At 66.4% G+C, this 17,687-nt stretch carries 11 protein-coding genes; 1 reads left to right on the forward strand and 10 read right to left on the reverse strand.

The genetic code is table 11. From position 1 onward, the window contains the following. Positions 1-309 precede the first annotated feature (309 nt). Positions 310-3,591 (forward strand): Rne/Rng family ribonuclease, encoded by a 3,282-nt coding sequence (locus AB1281_RS12460; protein WP_430346065.1) that lies wholly within the window; start codon positions 310-312, stop codon positions 3,589-3,591. Positions 3,592-3,777: 186 nt separating this feature from the next. On the opposite strand, the gene AB1281_RS12465 is transcribed toward AB1281_RS12460, so the two are convergent. The 10 genes from AB1281_RS12465 to AB1281_RS12510 all read right to left on the reverse strand — a co-directional run bounded on the left by AB1281_RS12465 (position 3,778) and on the right by AB1281_RS12510 (position 17,640). Further along, positions 3,778-4,665: an endonuclease/exonuclease/phosphatase family protein gene (locus AB1281_RS12465; RefSeq protein WP_430346066.1), complete on the reverse strand. Its 888-nt coding sequence runs from the start codon at positions 4,663-4,665 to the stop codon at positions 3,778-3,780. Positions 4,666-4,667: 2 nt separating this feature from the next. Then, complete coding sequence (locus AB1281_RS12470) at positions 4,668-7,835, reverse strand: discoidin domain-containing protein (protein ID WP_430346067.1); 3,168 nt, start codon at positions 7,833-7,835, stop codon at positions 4,668-4,670. Then, the gene (locus tag AB1281_RS12475) at positions 7,832-8,668 is read right to left on the reverse strand and encodes a carbohydrate ABC transporter permease (RefSeq protein WP_006456347.1); all 837 of its coding nucleotides are present in this window, start codon (positions 8,666-8,668) and stop codon (positions 7,832-7,834) included. The genes AB1281_RS12470 and AB1281_RS12475 overlap by 4 nt, the downstream gene beginning before the upstream one ends. Next, on the reverse strand, positions 8,665-9,546 hold the full coding sequence (locus AB1281_RS12480; RefSeq protein WP_005410323.1) for a carbohydrate ABC transporter permease: 882 nt from the start codon (positions 9,544-9,546) through the stop codon (positions 8,665-8,667). Before AB1281_RS12480 ends, AB1281_RS12475 begins: the two co-directional genes overlap by 4 nt. Beyond that, positions 9,543-10,892: a sugar ABC transporter substrate-binding protein gene (locus AB1281_RS12485; RefSeq protein WP_430346068.1), complete on the reverse strand. Its 1,350-nt coding sequence runs from the start codon at positions 10,890-10,892 to the stop codon at positions 9,543-9,545. The genes AB1281_RS12480 and AB1281_RS12485 overlap by 4 nt, the downstream gene beginning before the upstream one ends. Positions 10,893-10,896: 4 nt before the next feature. Then, positions 10,897-12,501 carry a glucoamylase family protein gene (locus AB1281_RS12490; protein ID WP_049442664.1) on the reverse strand — a complete coding sequence of 535 codons (1,605 nt, stop codon included), beginning with the start codon at positions 12,499-12,501 and terminating at the stop codon, positions 10,897-10,899. A gap of 248 nt (positions 12,502-12,749) precedes the next feature. After that, on the reverse strand, positions 12,750-15,806 hold the full coding sequence (locus AB1281_RS12495) for a TonB-dependent receptor (protein WP_014037822.1): 3,057 nt from the start codon (positions 15,804-15,806) through the stop codon (positions 12,750-12,752). Between the two features lie 76 nt (positions 15,807-15,882). Then, positions 15,883-16,920, reverse strand: a complete 1,038-nt coding sequence (locus tag AB1281_RS12500; protein ID WP_042358849.1) for a LacI family DNA-binding transcriptional regulator — start codon at positions 16,918-16,920, stop codon at positions 15,883-15,885. 148 nt (positions 16,921-17,068) lie between these two features. Beyond that, the gene (locus AB1281_RS12505) at positions 17,069-17,344 is read right to left on the reverse strand and encodes a BolA family protein (RefSeq protein WP_014647753.1); all 276 of its coding nucleotides are present in this window, start codon (positions 17,342-17,344) and stop codon (positions 17,069-17,071) included. Next, positions 17,341-17,640 (reverse strand): YciI family protein, encoded by a 300-nt coding sequence (locus tag AB1281_RS12510; RefSeq protein ID WP_014037825.1) that lies wholly within the window; start codon positions 17,638-17,640, stop codon positions 17,341-17,343. The genes AB1281_RS12505 and AB1281_RS12510 overlap by 4 nt, the downstream gene beginning before the upstream one ends. Positions 17,641-17,687 lie beyond the last annotated feature (47 nt).

Below are 17,687 nucleotides of genomic sequence, written 5' to 3' on the forward strand. Positions count from 1 at the left end.
CAGTGCGCGACCACCGCCCGCGGGGCGGCCATGTTAGCGGCTCACCGGCCTTCCCGGCCATCGCCGGATGCCTGACACGCAACCGTGCTGAACATGTCCCGCGTGGCGCTCCAGCCTGGCTGACAGCTGCCTGCGGCCTGTAACACCCCAAAACCCATAAGAGTGAAGCGCTCCCGCGGCCTGCCGTGGTGTCGTAGCGCTGGAAACCCAAGCCGCCCTCCCCGCGCTTGCGCGAATGGGCGGCGAACCGTGTCCAGAGGCGAAACCCCATGGCGTTCCGCGCGGTAGCCGCTTGCGAGGAACGCAACAATGAAGCGAATGCTGATCAACGCCACGCAGGCTGAAGAGCTGCGTGTTGCCATCGTGGATGGCCAGTCGTTGTATGACATCGACATCGAACAGCCGTCGAAGGAACAGAAGAAGTCCAACATCTACAAGGGCCGGATCTTCCGCATCGAGCCCTCGCTGGAAGCCGCCTTCGTCGAGTACGGCGGTGGCCGCCATGGCTTCCTGCCGCTGAAGGAAATCTCCCGCGACTACTTCCAGGCCGGTGTCGACCACAACAAGGCCGGCATCCGCGAGCTGCTGAAGGAAGGCCAGGAGATCGTCGTCCAGGTGGACAAGGAAGAGCGTGGCAACAAGGGCGCCGCCCTGACCACGTTCATCTCGCTGGCCGGCCGCTACATGGTGCTGATGCCGAACTCGCCCAGCGCCGGCGGTGTCTCCCGCCGCATCGAGGGTGAAGACCGGGCCGCACTGAAGGACGCCCTGGACAAGCTGAACATCCCCGACGACATGGGCGTGATCATCCGTACCGCCGGCGTCGGCCGCGATGCGGAAGAGCTGCAGTGGGACCTGGACTACCTGCTCAACGTCTGGCGCGCCATCGCCGAAGCCGCGTTGAGCAAGCCGGCCCCGTTCCTGATCTACCAGGAATCGCGCCTGATCGTGCGCGCCCTGCGTGACTACCTGCGCGCCGACATCGGCGAGATCCTGGTGGACACCGAGGAGATGTACGAGCACGCCCGCGAGTTCATGCAGCAGGTGATGCCGCAGACCCTGCGCAAGCTCAAGCACTACAAGGACGACATCCCGCTGTTCAACCGCTTCCAGATCGAATCGCAGATCGAAGGTGCCTACGAGCGCAACGTGCGCCTGCCGTCGGGCGGCTCGATCGTGGTCGACCAGACCGAAGCGCTGACCGCGGTCGACGTGAACTCCTCGCGCGCCACCAAGGGCAGCGACATCGAGGACACCGCATTCCAGACCAACCTGGAAGCGGCCGAGGAAGTGGCCCGCCAGCTGCGCCTGCGCGACCTGGGCGGCCTGGTGGTGATCGACTTCATCGACATGGCCTCCAACAAGCACCAGCGCGAAGTCGAGAACCGCCTCGCCAACGCGCTGAAGTACGACCGTGCCCGCGTTCAGGTCGGCCGCATCTCGCGCTTCGGCCTGCTGGAAATGAGCCGCCAGCGCCTGCGCCCGAGCCTGGGTGAATCCAGCCAGATCGTCTGCCCGCGCTGCGACGGCCACGGCCGCATGCGCAGCGTCGAGTCGCTGTCGCTGTCGATCATCCGCGTTGCCGAAGAGCACGCGATGAAGGAGAACACCGGGCAGGTGCTGGTGCAGGCCCCGGTGGAGATCGCCAATTACCTGCTGAACGAAAAGCGCAGCGCCCTGCGCGAGATCGAACAGCGCCACGAGGCGCCGATCGTGATCGTCGCCGACGAGCAGCTGCACACCCCGCACTACACCGTCACCCGCCTGCGCGAGAACGAGCTGGGTGAAGAGAGCAACAAGCCCAGCTACCAGCGCGGCACCCCGCGCAAGCTGCCGGTGCACGCCCTGACCAAGGGCCAGCTGAACATCCCGCCGCCGGCGGTGACCCAGGTCAAGCACACCTCCCCCGCCCCGGTGCGCGAGGAAGTGGAGCCGGCCGCAGCGGCCCCGGCCCCGGTCGTGGCAGCGCCGGTTGCAGCGGCCCCGAGCGGCGGCGTGATCGGTTGGCTCAAGCGCGTGTTCGGTGGCGAACCGGCGCCGGCACCGGCACCGGCGGCCCCTGTCGCCCGCCAGCAGCAGGACGGCGGCCGCAAGGACCGCAACAAGGATCGCAACAAGGACCGCAAGGAGCGCCGCGACGACAGCCGTGGCAACGGCGGCAACGGCAATGCGCAGCAGCAGAAGGACGGCGGCAACCGCAAGGACCGTGGTGAGCAGCGCAAGGACGGCCGCAACGGCAACAACGGCAATGCCCAGCAGCAGCCGCAGCAGGGCAAGCAGAAGGAGCCGCAGCAGAAGGACGGCCAGCAGCCGCAGCAGCAGAACAAGCCGCGCAACGAGCAGCAGGGCCAGAACCAGAACCAGCAGCAGCCGAAGCTGAAGCAGCCCAAGCAGCCGCGCCAGCAGCAGGACGGTGACAAGCCGGCCGAGAAGCCGCAGCGCAGCGCCGCCGAGGCACCGGCCGAGGCCGTGACCGCGGCTGCCGCCGTGGCCGCCACGGCGGTCGCCGCCAACGTGGTGACCGCTCAGGAAGCGACCGCGCCGGTGGCGCCGGTTGCACCGATGGCTGCCGCTTCGCCGGAGGCCGCCGCACCGGCCGACACCACTGCCAACGCCGGCAACGAGGCCGAGGCGAATGCCGTGACCGGTGAAGAGGCTGCCCTCGACGCCAACGGCGAGCAGGCCGGTGAAGGCGCGACCCGCCGCCGCCGTGGCCGTCGTGGTGGCCGTCGCCGTCGCCGTGGTGGCGCCGAGAACGCTGCCGGCAACGACGGCCTGGGCGATGACCAGGACGACGCGGACGACAGTGATGACACCGATGTTGCTGATGTCGCCGAGCCAAGCAACGACAACGCTGCCGGGGCCACTCCGGTCGCCGCTGCGCAGCCGGCCCGTTCGCAGCCGGAATTCGATTTCGATGACGAAGCCGAACCGACCGCTGCCGAAGCCGAGAAGCCGGTCCGCGCCGCCGCCGCTGTTGTCGCCGCACCGGTCGCGGTGGTGAGCAGCGCGGTGGTCGATGCCCCTGCGCCGGTCGTGGCCGAGGTACAGGCTCCGGTCGAAACCGTGGCCAAGGCCGAACCGGCGTCGTCGCCGGTGCAGACCAGCATGCTCGATGCCATCGACGCTGCGACCCCGGCCCAGCCGGCGGTAGCGACAGCCCCGGCGGTCGAAGCGAAGCCGGTGGTGGTTGAGGTTGCCCCGGTCGCTGAAGCCACTCCGGTGGCCGAAGTGAAGCCGGTCGTCGCCGAGGCTGCACCGATCGTGGAATCGAAGCCGCAGGTTGTTGAAGCGGCCCCGGTGGTTGAAATCCAGCCGCTGGCGGTTGAGGCTGCCCCGGTGGTGGAGGCCGCTCCCGCGGTTGAAGCCAAGCCGATCGTCGAGACTGCGCCGGTCGCCGAACAGCCGGTCGCTCCGGTGGCGGTCGAAGCTGCGCCGGTGGAAGCTGCGGCCCCGGTCGCCGATGCGGTGGTGACGCCGTCGATCGATCCGGTCGCCGATGGCCACGCCGACGCCGCCGCGCAGGCCGCCGAAGCCAAGGCCGAGGAAGAAGACGAGGACGCCGCCAAGCGCACGCCGCCGGCAAACTGATCGCGCTGTGATCGCGTAGAAAACGAAACGGCGGGGATCGATGATCCCCGCCGTTTTTGTTTGTGCGTCGGGCGCGTGCAGCGCTCTGGTAGAGGCCAACCTTGGTTGGCGCCGTTGATTCAATGCACGCGGACACGCCGGTGCCAACCAGGGTTGGCACCTACCAGAGCATGACGCCCCGCGGCGTCAGCGCGCCGGGGCGAACTGCAGGCGGGTCCAGACCCCGTAATGATCCGACGCCCAGCGACCGCTGTCATCGGGCTGGTCGAACAGGAGTTTGGCCTCGCGCGCGACCATCCGGTCCTGCTGGAAGAAGATGTGGTCGATGCGCGAGGGCGCCTGGTAATAGTGCCGGTTCAACGTACTGACGCCGGTCAGGTCGGTGTTGACGTGCACGCTGCCATAGCTGTCGCCGTAATGGCTGCGCAGCTCGCTCAGGTCGCCTGCGTCCACCAGCGCATTGAAGTCGCCGGCGATCACCACCGGCGCGCCGGCCGAGGTAGCGGTGATGAAGCGCAGCAGGTCCTCGACCTGGGTACGACGGATGCGCTGGCCACTCTCGTCGTTGCGCTCGTTGAGATGCGTGGCGTAGACGTTCACCGGCGTGCCTTCGACGTCGATGCGCAGGTGAGCCACCGTGCGGTAGTCGTCCAACGGCAGCAGCAGATGATCCCCCTGGGCGAGGATCGGCCGCCGGGTCAGCAACGCATTGCCGTAGCGCTTCGGTGCGCCCACCGGATCGGTGGACACGAACACATACTTGTAGCCGAGCTGGCTGGCCAGCCATTGCGCCTGGTTGCGCACGTTACGGCGCTGGATCACCTCCTGCAGGGCAACCGCATCCGGCTGCAGGCGCTTGAGCTCGGCCAGGATGGTGCGGCGCCGGCTCGGCCAGTCTTCGCGGTCATGATGCAGGTTGAAGGTGACCATGCTCATGCCCGGCGCGCTGGCAACGTCGGACGCCGCGGTCGTGGCAGCCGGTTCGGCCGCCATCATCACGCCCGGCAATGCCAATGCAATGGCCAGCCCCAGGGCGCGCACCGTCGCGCGCACCCCTGCCCCCTGTTGCTTCATCGTTACTGCCCCTTGCGTTCGGCGCGGCGCACCGCGCTCGGTACGTCGATCTCGACCCGCGCCGGCAGCTGGTGCACGTGCAGTTCCTTGTTGACCCACTCGGCCGCTTCGCCGTTGATGGTCGCCTCGCCCGGATCGCCCGCATACGGCCACGGCAGCACCACGCCACCGACCGGTGGCACCAGGCCCGGCTGCACCTCCAGCACCAGCTGCTTGTCGCTGCGCTGCAGGCGGTAGTTGAGCTGGCCCTGCGGCGTGCGCAGTCCCTGCACGGCGATGCCCTCGCCCTGCAGCCAGGCGGTCGGAATGCCGGCGGCAAGCACCAGTGCATCGTCCATGTCACGGCTGTAGGCGAACATGTCCAAGGCCGAGCGCACGAAGTCCGAGGCCACCCAGGCATGCGGCAGGTCACCGACGAAGAACGGCTTGCGTGGCGTGCGCGAAACCACTTCGGCCCACTGGTTCCAGGCCTGCGGCGCACGGTCCTTGAAGAAGAACTCGGTCGCCTGCCAGGCGCGATCACGCCAGCCCAGGCGGACGAAGGCAGCTACGTTGCGCCACTCATAGGGCGTGTAGTCCTTCCACTCGCGCTTGCCATCGCGACGCGCCACGAATTCCTTCCAATAGCGCTCGAAGGTTGCGTCCAACGCCTGCTGCGGGAGGCGCCCCTGCTCACCGCCCGGGGCCAGCGCGATGGTAGTCGAGGTCGCATCGAAATCGCCAAGCTCGGCCGAACCCGGCAGGTAATCGATGTTGTGCTGCTGCATCGCCGACAGCAGCGAAGCCTGCAGGTCATCACGGAACTGATCACGCGATTCGGCGATCTGCATCGCCTCGACCTTGCCCAGCTGGGCCGCCAGCGATGCCGCGTCCTTGTAGCCGCGCAACGCCCAGAAATTATCCCAGTACGAATGCATCGGCTTGGCCGAATAGCCTTCGTGGCTGATCGAGGCCGGCATCATCCCGTAGAACGCCGGATTGCGCGCACGATTCTCGTCCGTGCGCTCGCTGGCGCGCAGCTGCTCCATGTAGCTGTAGGCGCCCTGCACATGCGGCCACATCAGCTCGGCGAAAGTGCTGTCACCGGTGTAACGCCCATATTCGGCAATGCTGTAGATCAGCTCGCCATGGCTGTCGTTCTCCGGCACCGGGTCGCTGCCACGTGCATCGACACAGCACGGCACCTTGCCGTTCTCGAACTGATACGGCGCATACCAGTTGATGTAGTCACGCACGGCATCGCTGCGCCCCATGCGCAGCAGGCCCTCGGAAATCATCGCGCCATCGCGGATCCAGCTGCGCGCGTACGAGCGCGTGCCCGGCTGCAGGCGTGGGCCAACCCGCGAGATCAGCATGTGCGCCACTGCGGTGCGCAGGGTGTCGACCAGTGCCTGGCCCGCCGCCGGTACCTGCAACGAGACCACGCCCAGCTTCTGCCGCCACTGCTCGGCCACCTGCGCCTGCGCCTTGGCCACGTCCAGCGCCTGTGGCGCCCAGCCGCCGGTCTGCGGCAGCACCACCGCCACTTCGCGGCTCTGGCCGGGTTCCAGCTTGATCGTATACAGCAGCGCGCCGGACGCCATGCCGGTGCTGTCCTTCACCGCCGTGCTGGCCGGGTACTTTCCGGACGCCAGATGCATCGCATCGAGCTTGCCATCGAACGTGCTGGCGAAGCGGGCATCCGGCACCTGCAGCGGGTAGATGCGCGGCTCACCGTTGATGCGCACCAGCTGTTCACCCACATCCAGCGCATCGATGCGGCTGAAGCCGCCAACGGTGTTGAGGAACTGGGTCGGCGGGTTGACCTGCCACGGGCGGATCGCCAGCGCCAGGGTGTATTCGTGCGCCACCTTGTCCGGATTGCTCAGCCGGTAGCGGCCGATCAACTGCGCGCGCTCCGGCGTGCCCTGCACGAAGCTGGTCACCGCCAGGCCGGCCTTCTCGTGCACCCAGTCGACGTTGGCGATCGGCAGGTAGTGATCCTGCAGCGACTGGGTGATGGCCACCTTCGACCAGTCCAGCAGCTTGCCGTCGAGACGGATGAACGGCTCGATGCTGAAGCTGCCCTTGGCCGGCTCCAGCGCACCGTCCTCGCTGATCAGCGCCTGTTCCTGGCCGCCATCGAGGCCGAGCAGGGTCCAGTACGGCTGTTCGCCCACGTACGCACGCGGCAACGACCCACGCGGCAGGTCGGCCGCCACCGAGGACAGGAACGCGTTCGGCGTGGCGGCGAAGGCCAGCGGCTTGAGCGTGATGTCACGGATGCCATAGCGCCAGTTCGGGCCATCGAGCAGATCGAAGCGCACGTAGCGCGCGTCGGTGTCCGGCAGCGCCAGCCAGTCGCGGCCTCCCGCGCCGCCGGTCACCTCGCGCACAGTGCGCCAGTCCCGGCCATCCTCGGAGGTCCGCACGGTGTAACGGTTGGCTTCCAGGTTCGGCAGCCAGTCGATCACCGCACCACCGATCTCGCGGCTCTTGTGCAGATCCAGGCTGATGGTCTGCTGCTTGACCCCGCCACTGATCCAGAACGTGTCGCCCTTGCCGTCGATCATGCGGTCCTGCAGCGCGGTGGCGGTGTCGGCGATCACCGATGGCACCAGCGCCGAATCATCCTGCGGCGGCAGGCCCTGCAGGGTCAGCTTGTCGAAGCAGACCGTGCCGCGGCCACCAACCTTGCTGTAGATCGTGAACTCGACCGCGGCGCTGCGTGCCATCTCCTTCTCGGGCGACGGCCCCCACGCCTTGTCGATCTGGCGGCGCCGGTATTCGACCGGCGTCCACGCCTTGGGGAAGCTGTAGCCCGGGCGGTTGACCCACCAGACGTTGTCGCCGCTGGCGTCGATCAGCTTGAACTGCAGGTCGTTGGCCGGCGAATCACCGCGCAGCTGGAAGCCGAAACGGTAGTTGACCGGGTACTCGATGTTCAGCGCGCGGCGGATGCCGACGTAGCCGGAGACCTTGTGGAAATCGTAGTCCAGGCACAGCGCGCGGCCACCGCCGGCGCCGCTGACCGGCCGCAGCGAACCACTGACCTGGTCGGACAGCACCAGTTTCCAGGCGCCGATATCGTCGAGATCGTCCAGCACCTTCGGTGCCGGCAGTGCCGGTGGTGCGGCGATCGCCAGGGAGGTCCACAACAGTCCCAGTCCAACGGCGATCGCTCGCTTCATCCCTTGACGCTCCCCAGCAACAGACCTTGGATGTAGTACCGCTGCAGCACCAGGAACAGCGCCAGCACCGGAACCACGGTGACCACCGCGCCGGCCATCATCATTTCCACGTCCATGATGTGTTCGCGCGAGAGGGTGGCCAGCGCCACCGGCAAAGTGTAGTGCTCCTGGTCGGTCAACACGATCAGCGGCCACATGAAATCGTTCCATGCGCCCATGAAGGTGAAGATCGCCAGGGTCACCAGCACCGGCTTGAGCATCGGCAGCACGATCTGGAAGAAGATGCGCAGCTCCCCTGCCCCGTCGATGCGCGCCGCTTCAAGCAGCTCGTCCGGGATCGAACGCGCGTACTGGCGTACCAGGAAGATGCCGAACACGCTGGCCAGCGCCGGCACGATCACGCCGCCGAAGCTGTTGACCAGCCCCAGCTGCTTCATCAGCAGGAACAGCGGCAGCATCGCCACCTGCGCCGGAATCACCAGCGCCGCCATCAGTACCTGGAACAGGCGCTCGCGGCCGACGAAATTGAGCTTGGCAAAGGCGTAACCAGCCATGGTGTTGAGCAGCAACGACCCGATCGTGATTCCCAGCGACACCAGCAGGCTGTTGGCGAAGTTGCCGCCCATGCCGGTACGCGCGAACAGCTCATGGTAGTTGTGCGTAGTGATGCTCGACGGCAGCAATGGCGGCGGGAAATGACTGGCCTCGCCCTGCGGCATGAACGAGACCGAGACCATCCACAGCAGCGGTGCCAGGCTGACCAGGGCCAGCACCAGCAACGCACCATTGATCATCCACGGGTACCAGCGCGACTGGCCGATTTCACGACTCATACCAACTGCCTCTTGCGGCCGAAACGCAGCATCACGGTGGTCACCGCCAGGATGATCAGGAACAGCAGGAACGCCACGGCGGAGGCGCGTCCCAGGTTCCACCACTTGAAGCCTTCCTCGAACATGAAATACAGCACGCTGACGGTGCTCTGCAGCGGGTCGCCGCGGGTCATCACGTAGGGTTCGGCGAACAGCTGGAAATAGCCGGACACGGTAATCACGCCGACCACCAGCAGCACCGGGCCGAGCATCGGCAGGGTGATGTGCAGGAACTGCTTCCAGCGCGAGGCGCCGTCGATGCGCGCCGCCTCGTACAGGTCATGCGGGATCGCCTGCAGGCCGGCCAGGAAGATCACCATGTTGTAGCCGAAGTTCTTCCACACCGCGAACAGCATGATGGTCGGCATCGCCCAGTTGGGATCACCCAGCCAGTCGATCGGGCTGATGCCTAGATGGCCCAGGCCGTAGTTCACCAGGCCATAGCTGGTATGGAACAGGTAGCGCCAGATCACCGCCACCGCCACCAGCGTGGTCACCACCGGCGCGAACAGCGCCGTGCGGAACAGGGCCTTGAAGCGCGCGGCCGGCGCATTGAGCAGCATCGCCGCGCCCAGCGACACGCCGATCGACAACGGCACGCCGATCAGCACGAAGTAGGTGGTGTTCCACAGCGACTTCCAGAACATCGGCGTCTGCAGCAGGTCGATGTAGTTGCCCAGGCCGACGAAGCGCAGGTTGCTGCTGTCGGCCAGCGCATAGAGGTCGAAGTCGGTCACGCTCAGCGCGAGCGCCGAAGCGACCGGCAGGCCGAAGAACACGCCCAGCACGATCAGCGAGGGGCCGGCGAAGATCCAGCCGGCCAGCGAAGTACGTTTCATTGCGCGCTCCCGGCGGCCACGGCGCTGCTTGATTGCGGCGACGGTGCGCGCTCCTGCAGGCGTTGTTGTTCATGCATCCAGCGGCGCTTGGCCAGCACCTTGTCCACGCGCTGGTCCAGCTCTTCCACGGCCTTGTCCTGCGCCAGGCCTCCACGCACCACCTTCTCGGTGACGATGCGCATTTCCTGCACGATGCGCTCCCATTCGAGCACCTTCGGCGTCGGCTTGACCCGCTCCAGCTGATCGCGGAACGCGGCTGCCAGCGGATCATTGGCCAGCGACGGCGCGTTCCAGGCACTGCGGCGCGGCGGCAGGTCGCCGATGATGGAATGGAAGCGCGCCTGGATCTCCGGCCGCGACAGGAACTCGATCAGCTTCCAGGACGCCTCCTTCTGCTGCGACTTGCGGAAGATCACCAGGCTGGTACCACCGGCGATGCCCGCGCCCGGGCCGTCCGGCCCCGGCAGCGCGGCGGTGCCCCACTGCCCTTCCAGTTCCTTCGGCTGCAGTTTCTTGAACTCGCGGATGTTCCAGGGGCCGGAGATGTAGAACACGTTGAAGCCGCGGAAGAATTCGTCCCAGACGTTGGAGATCTGCGTTTCGGACATCTTCGGCGCCCAGCCCTGCTCGAACATGTTGGCGTAGAAGGCCAGCGTGCGGCGGAACCCCGGGCTGGCGAAATTGCCGCGGGTGTCGTCGTCGCGCAGCAGCGGGTCGGGCTGCTGCAGGGCCAGCGACAGCTGCTGCTCGAATTCGTTGATCGGCATCAGCACCGCATAGCGGTTAGGGCCCTGCATGCGCTTGATCGCCGCCATCTGCTCCTCCCATTCCTGCCACGTACGCGGCGGGTGGTCGTAGCCGGCCTTGGCCAGCAGGTCCTTGCGGTAGTAGATCAGGCGCGTATCGACGTACCACGGCACACCGACCAGCTCGCCGTGGATCACGTTGGTATCCCAGATGCCCTGGAAGTAGTCCTTCGGGTCGACCACGGTTGAGCGCTGCACGAACGGCTGCAGCGGGGTCAGCGCGTCGAGTTCGGCGAATTCCGGCACCCAGGTGTTGCCCAGCTGGCACACGTCCGGCAGGCCGTCGGCGGCGAACGCGGTCAGCAGCTTCTCATGCGCGGCGGTCCACGGGATGTTCTGCACATCCACCTTGATGCCGGGGTTTTCGGCCTCGAATTCGTGGATCAGCTCGCTGACCACCTCGGCTTCGCGGCCCATCGCCCAGAAGCGCACAGTGGTGGTGCCCGGTTCGGTGCGGGCGCAGCCGGCCACGGCCAGGGCGGCCAGGGCGGCCAGGGCAGGCAGCGCCCAGCGGCGCAGGCGGTCGATCCAGTTCGGCATCGGGTTACTTGCCCTGGCCTGTGGTGCGGTTGGCATTGTTCTTCTGTTCCTGCGCGGCAGCCGCGCGTGATTCGGCGATACCCACCGCGCGTGCCGCCGCGGCCTTTTCGTCCTTCTGCAGTTCCAGCGGCTGGAACGAGCCTTCCGGCGCCAGCCAGCCACCGCTGAACCCGGCCCGCTCCAGGCCCTTGCGGATGTACGGGTTCTTCTTCATCACTTCCCAGACGAAGTCATCGCGGTAGTTGGCGATCATGGTCAGGATCGGGCCCTGGTCGATGGCGATGTAGTCGCTGGCGACCCAGCCGCGATCCGGAACCAGGCGGCCGGTCTTGATCGGGATGTCGTAGTTGAAGCTGGGGTTGAACGAATCCAGGAAGCCGTAGCTGGAATAGATGTAATCGCCAAAGCGCTTGTGCATCTCCAGCGTGGCCGGGATCACCTGCTCGGGGGCGAACACCACCGAGGCGATCGCGGCGGTCGGGGCGATCGTGCCGTCATCGAAGTTCTCGCGCAGGCCGGCGCCGCGCGAAGAGTAGTGGCGGAACTGGCGCTGCTCGCCACGGTAGTCCTGCGTGGTGTTCTGCGGACCATCGCTGGCGGTCAGGCCCCACACGTTCTCGCCATACTCCTTCCACTGCATCGGGTTGGCGATGGCGTATTCGCGCTGGGCCAGCGCGGCCGAGCGGCTGTTGAGGAAGTAGGTGCTGCCACGCTCGCGCATGTACGCGTCCTGGATGTCGCGGAAGTCGATCCAGACGTGGCTGTACTGATGGCCGAACAGCGGGCCGAAGGACAGGTATTCCTGCCCCTGGTAGACGCCCCAGTCGTTGTCGTAGGTACGCGTCCACACCGTCCACGCGTCCGGGCTGACCGGGTGCGTCGGCGAGCCCAGGGCGAGGATGTAGACCATCATCGCCTCGTTGTAGCCCATCCAGTCGTGGTCGATGAAACCGCTCTCCGGGAACCAGCCCATCGAGATCAGCGGTGCACGCTGCTGCAGCCACGGCCAGTCGACCTTCTTGTACAACGTATCGGCGATCTGGCGGATTTCCTTCTCGCGCGGATCGTCACCGTCGTAGTAAGACTGCGCGAACAGCACGCCCATCATCAGCAACGCGGTATCCACCGAGGACAGCTCGACCCAGCTGTCGTAGCGACGGCCTTCCTGCATGTCCAGGAAGTGGTAGTAGAAGCCCTTGTAACCGGCCTTGCCGGTGCGCTGCGGGCCCATCGGCACGTCGCGGAAGAACTTCAGCGTGGTCAGCGTGCGGTCGATCGCCTGGTTGCGGCTGACCCAGCCGTTCTCGATGCCGATGGGATAGGCGGTCAGCGCGAAGCCGACCGAGGCGATGCTGGCGAACGGCCGCGACGGGTAGCGGTCCGGGGTCAGGCCGTTGATCTCGTTGGTGGTATCCCAGAAGAACTGGAAGGTGCGGCGCTCGATGTCATCGAACAGCGGCGGCAGCTCCGGCTTCATCGGCCGCGGCGGTGCGTCGGCCTCGATCAGGATCACCGGCGGCCGCGGCTTGGCAGGCTCCTGCTGGGCCGGCTGGCAGGCAGCAACGGCCAGGCTCAACGCCGCGGCGGACAACAGATGGCGTGCCTGCATGGCGCGATTCCTCCGGTGGTCTGATCGATGGGAAAGCATAACGTCCAATGATCTGAAATCGTTTACAAGGTGCGTCCTGAAAAAACCACGAAAAACGTGGTTTGACACCGCGATCATTACCCACGCCGCTGCCCCCTGCCCGGCAGCGGCGTGGGCAATGGACCGGCGCGGGGCCGGCCATTGCCGTTTTCACGCGCCCGATGCCGCCGGCGGAGCGGCGGCATCGGGTCGTACATCTACATCCGGGCTTAGAAGCGGAAACCCACTTCGGCCTTGACCTGACGCGGCGTACCGATGATTTCGCCGGTCTCGTTGTAGCTGGCCTGCAGCTTGCCGTTGGTCTTGACGTAGTTGTAGGTGGAGAAGTTGTCGAAGTTGAACACGTTGATGATGTCGATACGCGCGTACAGCTCGGTATCGCCCGGCATCTTGAACGTCTTCGTCGCCTGCAGGTCGACCGAACGGTAGCCGAAGATCTTGCCACCCACCAGGAACTTGCCGGTGGCATTGGGCACGGCGGCCTGCGGGGTCGGCAGGGTGTAGCCGCTGGCCTGCATCACCGGGTACCAGTCGTTGACGGCCGTCGGCGTTGCCAGGGTGATCTTGCCGCCGAAGGTGATGCCCCAGAAGCCCGCGTACGAACCGGTCACCACCAGGCGGTGACGCGGCGCGCCGTTGGAACGGATGGTCGGGTAGTCGCCGATCAGGCCGCGGTCAAAGGCGTACTTCTCGTTGATGTCACGGTTGTGGCGCGCGGTCGTCCAGGTGTAGGCGATCGAGGTGCCCCAGCCGCTTTCCTTGGTGAACGGCTTCTGCGCCGACAGCAGGACCTGGGTGGCCCGGGTCTTGATGCCCTGCTGGCCAATGATCAGGCTGCCGAAGCCCGGCACGTTGCAGCTCCAGGCCTGGCTCAGGCCCGGGTCGGTGCCGCCGCACAGGCGCGGATCATCGAAGAACTGGCCGGTCGGGTAACGGTTGCCCAGGGTGAAGGCGAAACCGTCGTAGCTCAGGGTGCGGGCGATGGTGGCGTCGGTCAGCCAGTCGCCGATCTGGTTGCTCATGCCCAGGCTGAACTGGTCCGAATACGGAGCCTTCAGCTTGTTGTTCAGCAGGTCCACTTCCAGGCCGGCATTGCTGGTCGCACCGACCAGCGACTGCAGGTTGCCGATGCCGTTGAGCAGGTTCGGGTTCCAGTCGTAGCAGGCGGCCTGGCCGTTGATGCAGGCGCCGGTGGCCGGGTTGCGGAAGTAGATGGTCGGCTGCGGCAGGGCCAGCTTGGTGGTTTCCAGCTGCAGGTTGTCGAACAGGTCACGGTCGTAGGAACGGCCGGCACCACCGTGGATCACGTGCTGCTCGTCGGCGTTGATGTCATACGAGAAGCCCAGGCGCGGCTGCCAGGCATCCTTGAACGCCTTGCGGTTGTGACCGTTGCTGATGTAGTCGCCGATGTCCAGGCCGCCCAGCGCCAGCGAATCGGCGTAGGTCTGGCCGGCGGGCGCGCGCGGGTCCTGCGAATAGATGGCGTCGACCACCTGCTGCGGGGTCACGAAGTCCAGGTAGGACGGGGTCTTTTCGTAGTCCCAGCGCAGGCCGATGTTGAGCTGCAGGTGGTCGTTGACCTGCCAGTCGTCCTGGATGAACACGCCGTACTGCTTGGACTTCGAACGCACTTCACCGGACACGCCCGACACGCCGGTCACCGGCTTGACGAACTGCGCCTTGTACGGAATCGAATCCGGGAAGTCCGGATCGCCCAGCGAATAGGTAAAGGTCGGATTGATCTGCGCCGCATCGGACGCGTACAGATCAATCGCCTTGTACTTCACGCCCATCTTGATGGTGTGATCGCCGGCCCACTGGATGCCATCCAGGGTCAGGTTGTCTTCGATCGACCAGCCCTTCTGGCCCTTCACCTGCGAGTCCAGAGCCGAGGCGCCACCGATCTTCACCACGGTGCGGTCTTCCGGACCGTCCGGCGCGGTGTAGGTGATGCCGTTGGCCAGCGTCAGCGGGGTCGGGTTGTTGAACGAATCTTCGTGGGTGAGCATCAACTCGTTGTAGTAGCGCTCACCGCTGTGGTTCCAGCGCAGGGCGTAACGACGGTCGGTGTTGACCACTTCACGGCCGGCTTCCGGCGAGGTCTGGCCACTGAACTGCGACTGGGTTTCGTCGCGGTCCTGGAAGGTCAGCTCGATGCGATCATTGTCGGTCGGCTCGAAGTCGATCTTGCCGAAGATCAGGTCCTGCTGGAACGGCTGGCTGGCCGGGCCGAGGCCGGCGGCGCCGGCAGGCGGCAGCAGACCGGCAGCACCGGTGACCGCACCGTCCGGCGCGATGGTGACCGGCAGGTCGAAGCGCTTGGCTTCATAGGTCACGAAGAAGTGGGCCTTGTCCTGGATGATCGGGCCACCCAGCGCGAAGCCGTATTCCTTCTCGGCCGAATCCTCCTTGCCTTTGTTCGGCTGGCGCTCGGCCGGGGTCATCGCGCGCATGCTGTCATTGGTGTAGCGGTAGAACGCTTCACCCTTGAACTCGTTGGTACCGGACTTGGTCGCGGCGGTGACGGCAGCACTGGACACCTGGCCGTACTCGGCCTTGTAGTTGCCGCTGATGACCTTGTACTCGCCGATGGCCAGCTGCGGGAAAGGGTTGCCGGCGCTGCCGGACTGGCCGGCGACGCCGCCGCCCTTGACGTAGCTCTTCTGGCCCACGCCGTCGATGTACACATTGGTGCCATCGGAGTTGGTGGCACCGCCGCGCAGCGAGGTGTTGCCCTTGGCATCGCGGGTGAAGATCAGGCCCGGCACCGCGTCGGCGAACTCCAGGAAGTTGCGCGAGACCTGCGGGGTGGTCTGGATCTGCTGCAGGCTGACGGTCTTGCCGACTTCGGAGGTACGCACTTCCTGCAGCAGGGTCGGCGCGACGACGTTGACGGTGTCGAGGTTGGTGGCCGCGGTCGAACCCGGGGTGCTGCTGGCCGCGCCGGCGAAGTTCAGGGTGGCGGTCGATGCCACGGTGACGGTGACCTTCTGGGTCTGGCCATTGGCGACCACGTCGTAGGTGCCCGGGTCCAGGCCCATCAGCGAATAGCTGCCGTCGGCGCGGATGGTGCCGCGACGGACGGTGCCGGTGGCCACGTTGGTGGCGGTGACTTCGGTGCCTGCCTGCGCGCCGGCAACCTGGCCGCGAAGGCTGGCATTGGCCGACTGCGCCATGACGTTCGGAGCAGCAGCCAGCATCAGGCAGCTGACCAGCGCGGTGCTCAGCAGCCGGCGTGCCGGCGTGCGGAAGGTGGTATGCATCATCAACTCAATCTCCGGGTGGCGGTAACCGCTTGCGCGGTCCCTGCGATCAATCAAAAAAGAAGGAACGCCTCTGGCTTCAACGGCCCGATGGCGGAGTGGTGGAATCGCGAACTATCAAGCGGGGAACCAGGGTCTGCTTGTCCCCTGTCCCATCCGTGGAGGTGCCGTCCATCAACTGCAGCAGGCGCGTCATGGCCCGGTCGCCGAGCTCGGCGATGCTGACCTGCATGGTGGTCAGCGACGGGTGGACGAAACGCGCCAGTGGAATGTCATCGAAACCCGCCAGGGCCACATCGGCCGGGACACGGACCCCTGCCTGCGTGAACGCATACAGGCAGCCCAGGGCCATCATGTCGTTGGCGGCGAACACGGCATCGGGCAGCGCTCCGGCTGCCAGCAACTCCTGACCGGCACGATGGCCGGAAGCTTCGTCGAAATCACCGGGCAGCTCGATGCCCTCGGCGCCACTGCCAAAAGCCACCAGCGCGTCACGGAAGCCGCGCAGGCGCTCGCGCGCGTCGAAGTTGAGGTCCGGGCCAGAAATGAAGGCAATGCGGCGGTGGCCGGCGTCCAGCAGGTGGCGGGTCATCGCCATCGCGCCGGCGTGGTCGTCGATGCTCAGCACCGGATGGTCCTGCCCGGGCAGATAGGTGTTGATCAACACCGTCGGCAACGACTGCGGCAGGTTGTCGGTCAGGAAGCCCGGGCTCTCGGCATAGGGCGAAAGCACCAGCAGGCCGTCGACGCGGCCGCGCATGGCACGCAGGGCCGCGCCCTGCTGTTCCTGGTCACCGTGGTAGCTGGACACCAGCAGGTGCTGGCGGCGGTTGCGGGCCACGCCGTCAATGCCGCGCATCAGTTCGGAGAAGAATTCGCCGTACAGGTCAGGCAGCACCACGCCCACCGTATTGGTGCGGCGGCTGCTCAGGCTGCGGGCGGCGGCGTGCGGGGTGTAACGCAGCCGTGCGGCCACCTCCAGCACGAGCTGGCGGACCGGTTCGGCGACATTTTCATGCCCGTTGAGCGCGCGGGAAACCGTGGCCACGGAGACCCGGGCTTCGCGTGCGACGTCTTTGATTGTGATAGCTGCCTTGTTCACGAAGCCGCCCTCCACGGCTTGGACCTACCAGCATTGGCGCGGAATGTAAGCGTTTCCATCTGGGCTTGTAAACAGTCCGTTAGGCGAATGTCCCGAAATGGACATGAAAATCTGTCCGTGGCGAGGCCCGCAGGGACCGGCCAGGACAGTGCGGGACAAGGGCTCAGCCCTGTTCTGACGGGGTATGTGCGCGGATGGACAGCGCGTGGATATCGGTGTCCATCATCGACCCCAGCGCGGCATAGACCGCGCGATGCCGGGCCAGCGGAGCCAATCCGGCGAAGCGTTCACTCACCACATGCACGTTGAAATGGCCGCGCCCGTCGCGGGCACCGGCATGGCCGGCATGGCGATGGCTGTCATCCTCGATCTCGAGCACGCTGGGCGCCAGCGCCTGCTGCAGCGCATCACGGATCCGTTCGATCCGTTCCGCGTTCACGGCAGGACCTTGCGGAACGGGCGTACCTGCACGCGGGTGTAGACGCCGGCAGCCACGTACGGGTCGGCATCCGCCCAGGCCTGGGCCTGCGGCAGCGACTCGAACTGCGCGATCACCACCGAGCCGCTGAAACCGGCCGGGCCCGGGTCTTCACTGTCCACCGCCGGGCACGGCCCGGCCAGCAGCAGGCGTCCCTCGTCGCGCAGCGCGTGCAGCCGCGCCAGGTGTTCCGGCCGCGCCTGCAGCCGCTGCGCCAGCACATCCTGGCCGTCATACCCTTCGATCACATACCACACCGGCATTTCCTCGCTTGCGTTGTCGGGTCCGCAGATTCTAGCCAATG

It is taken from the genome of Stenotrophomonas sp. NRRL B-14846 (assembly GCF_050473585.1).
In the GTDB taxonomy this organism is placed as follows: domain Bacteria; phylum Pseudomonadota; class Gammaproteobacteria; order Xanthomonadales; family Xanthomonadaceae; genus Stenotrophomonas.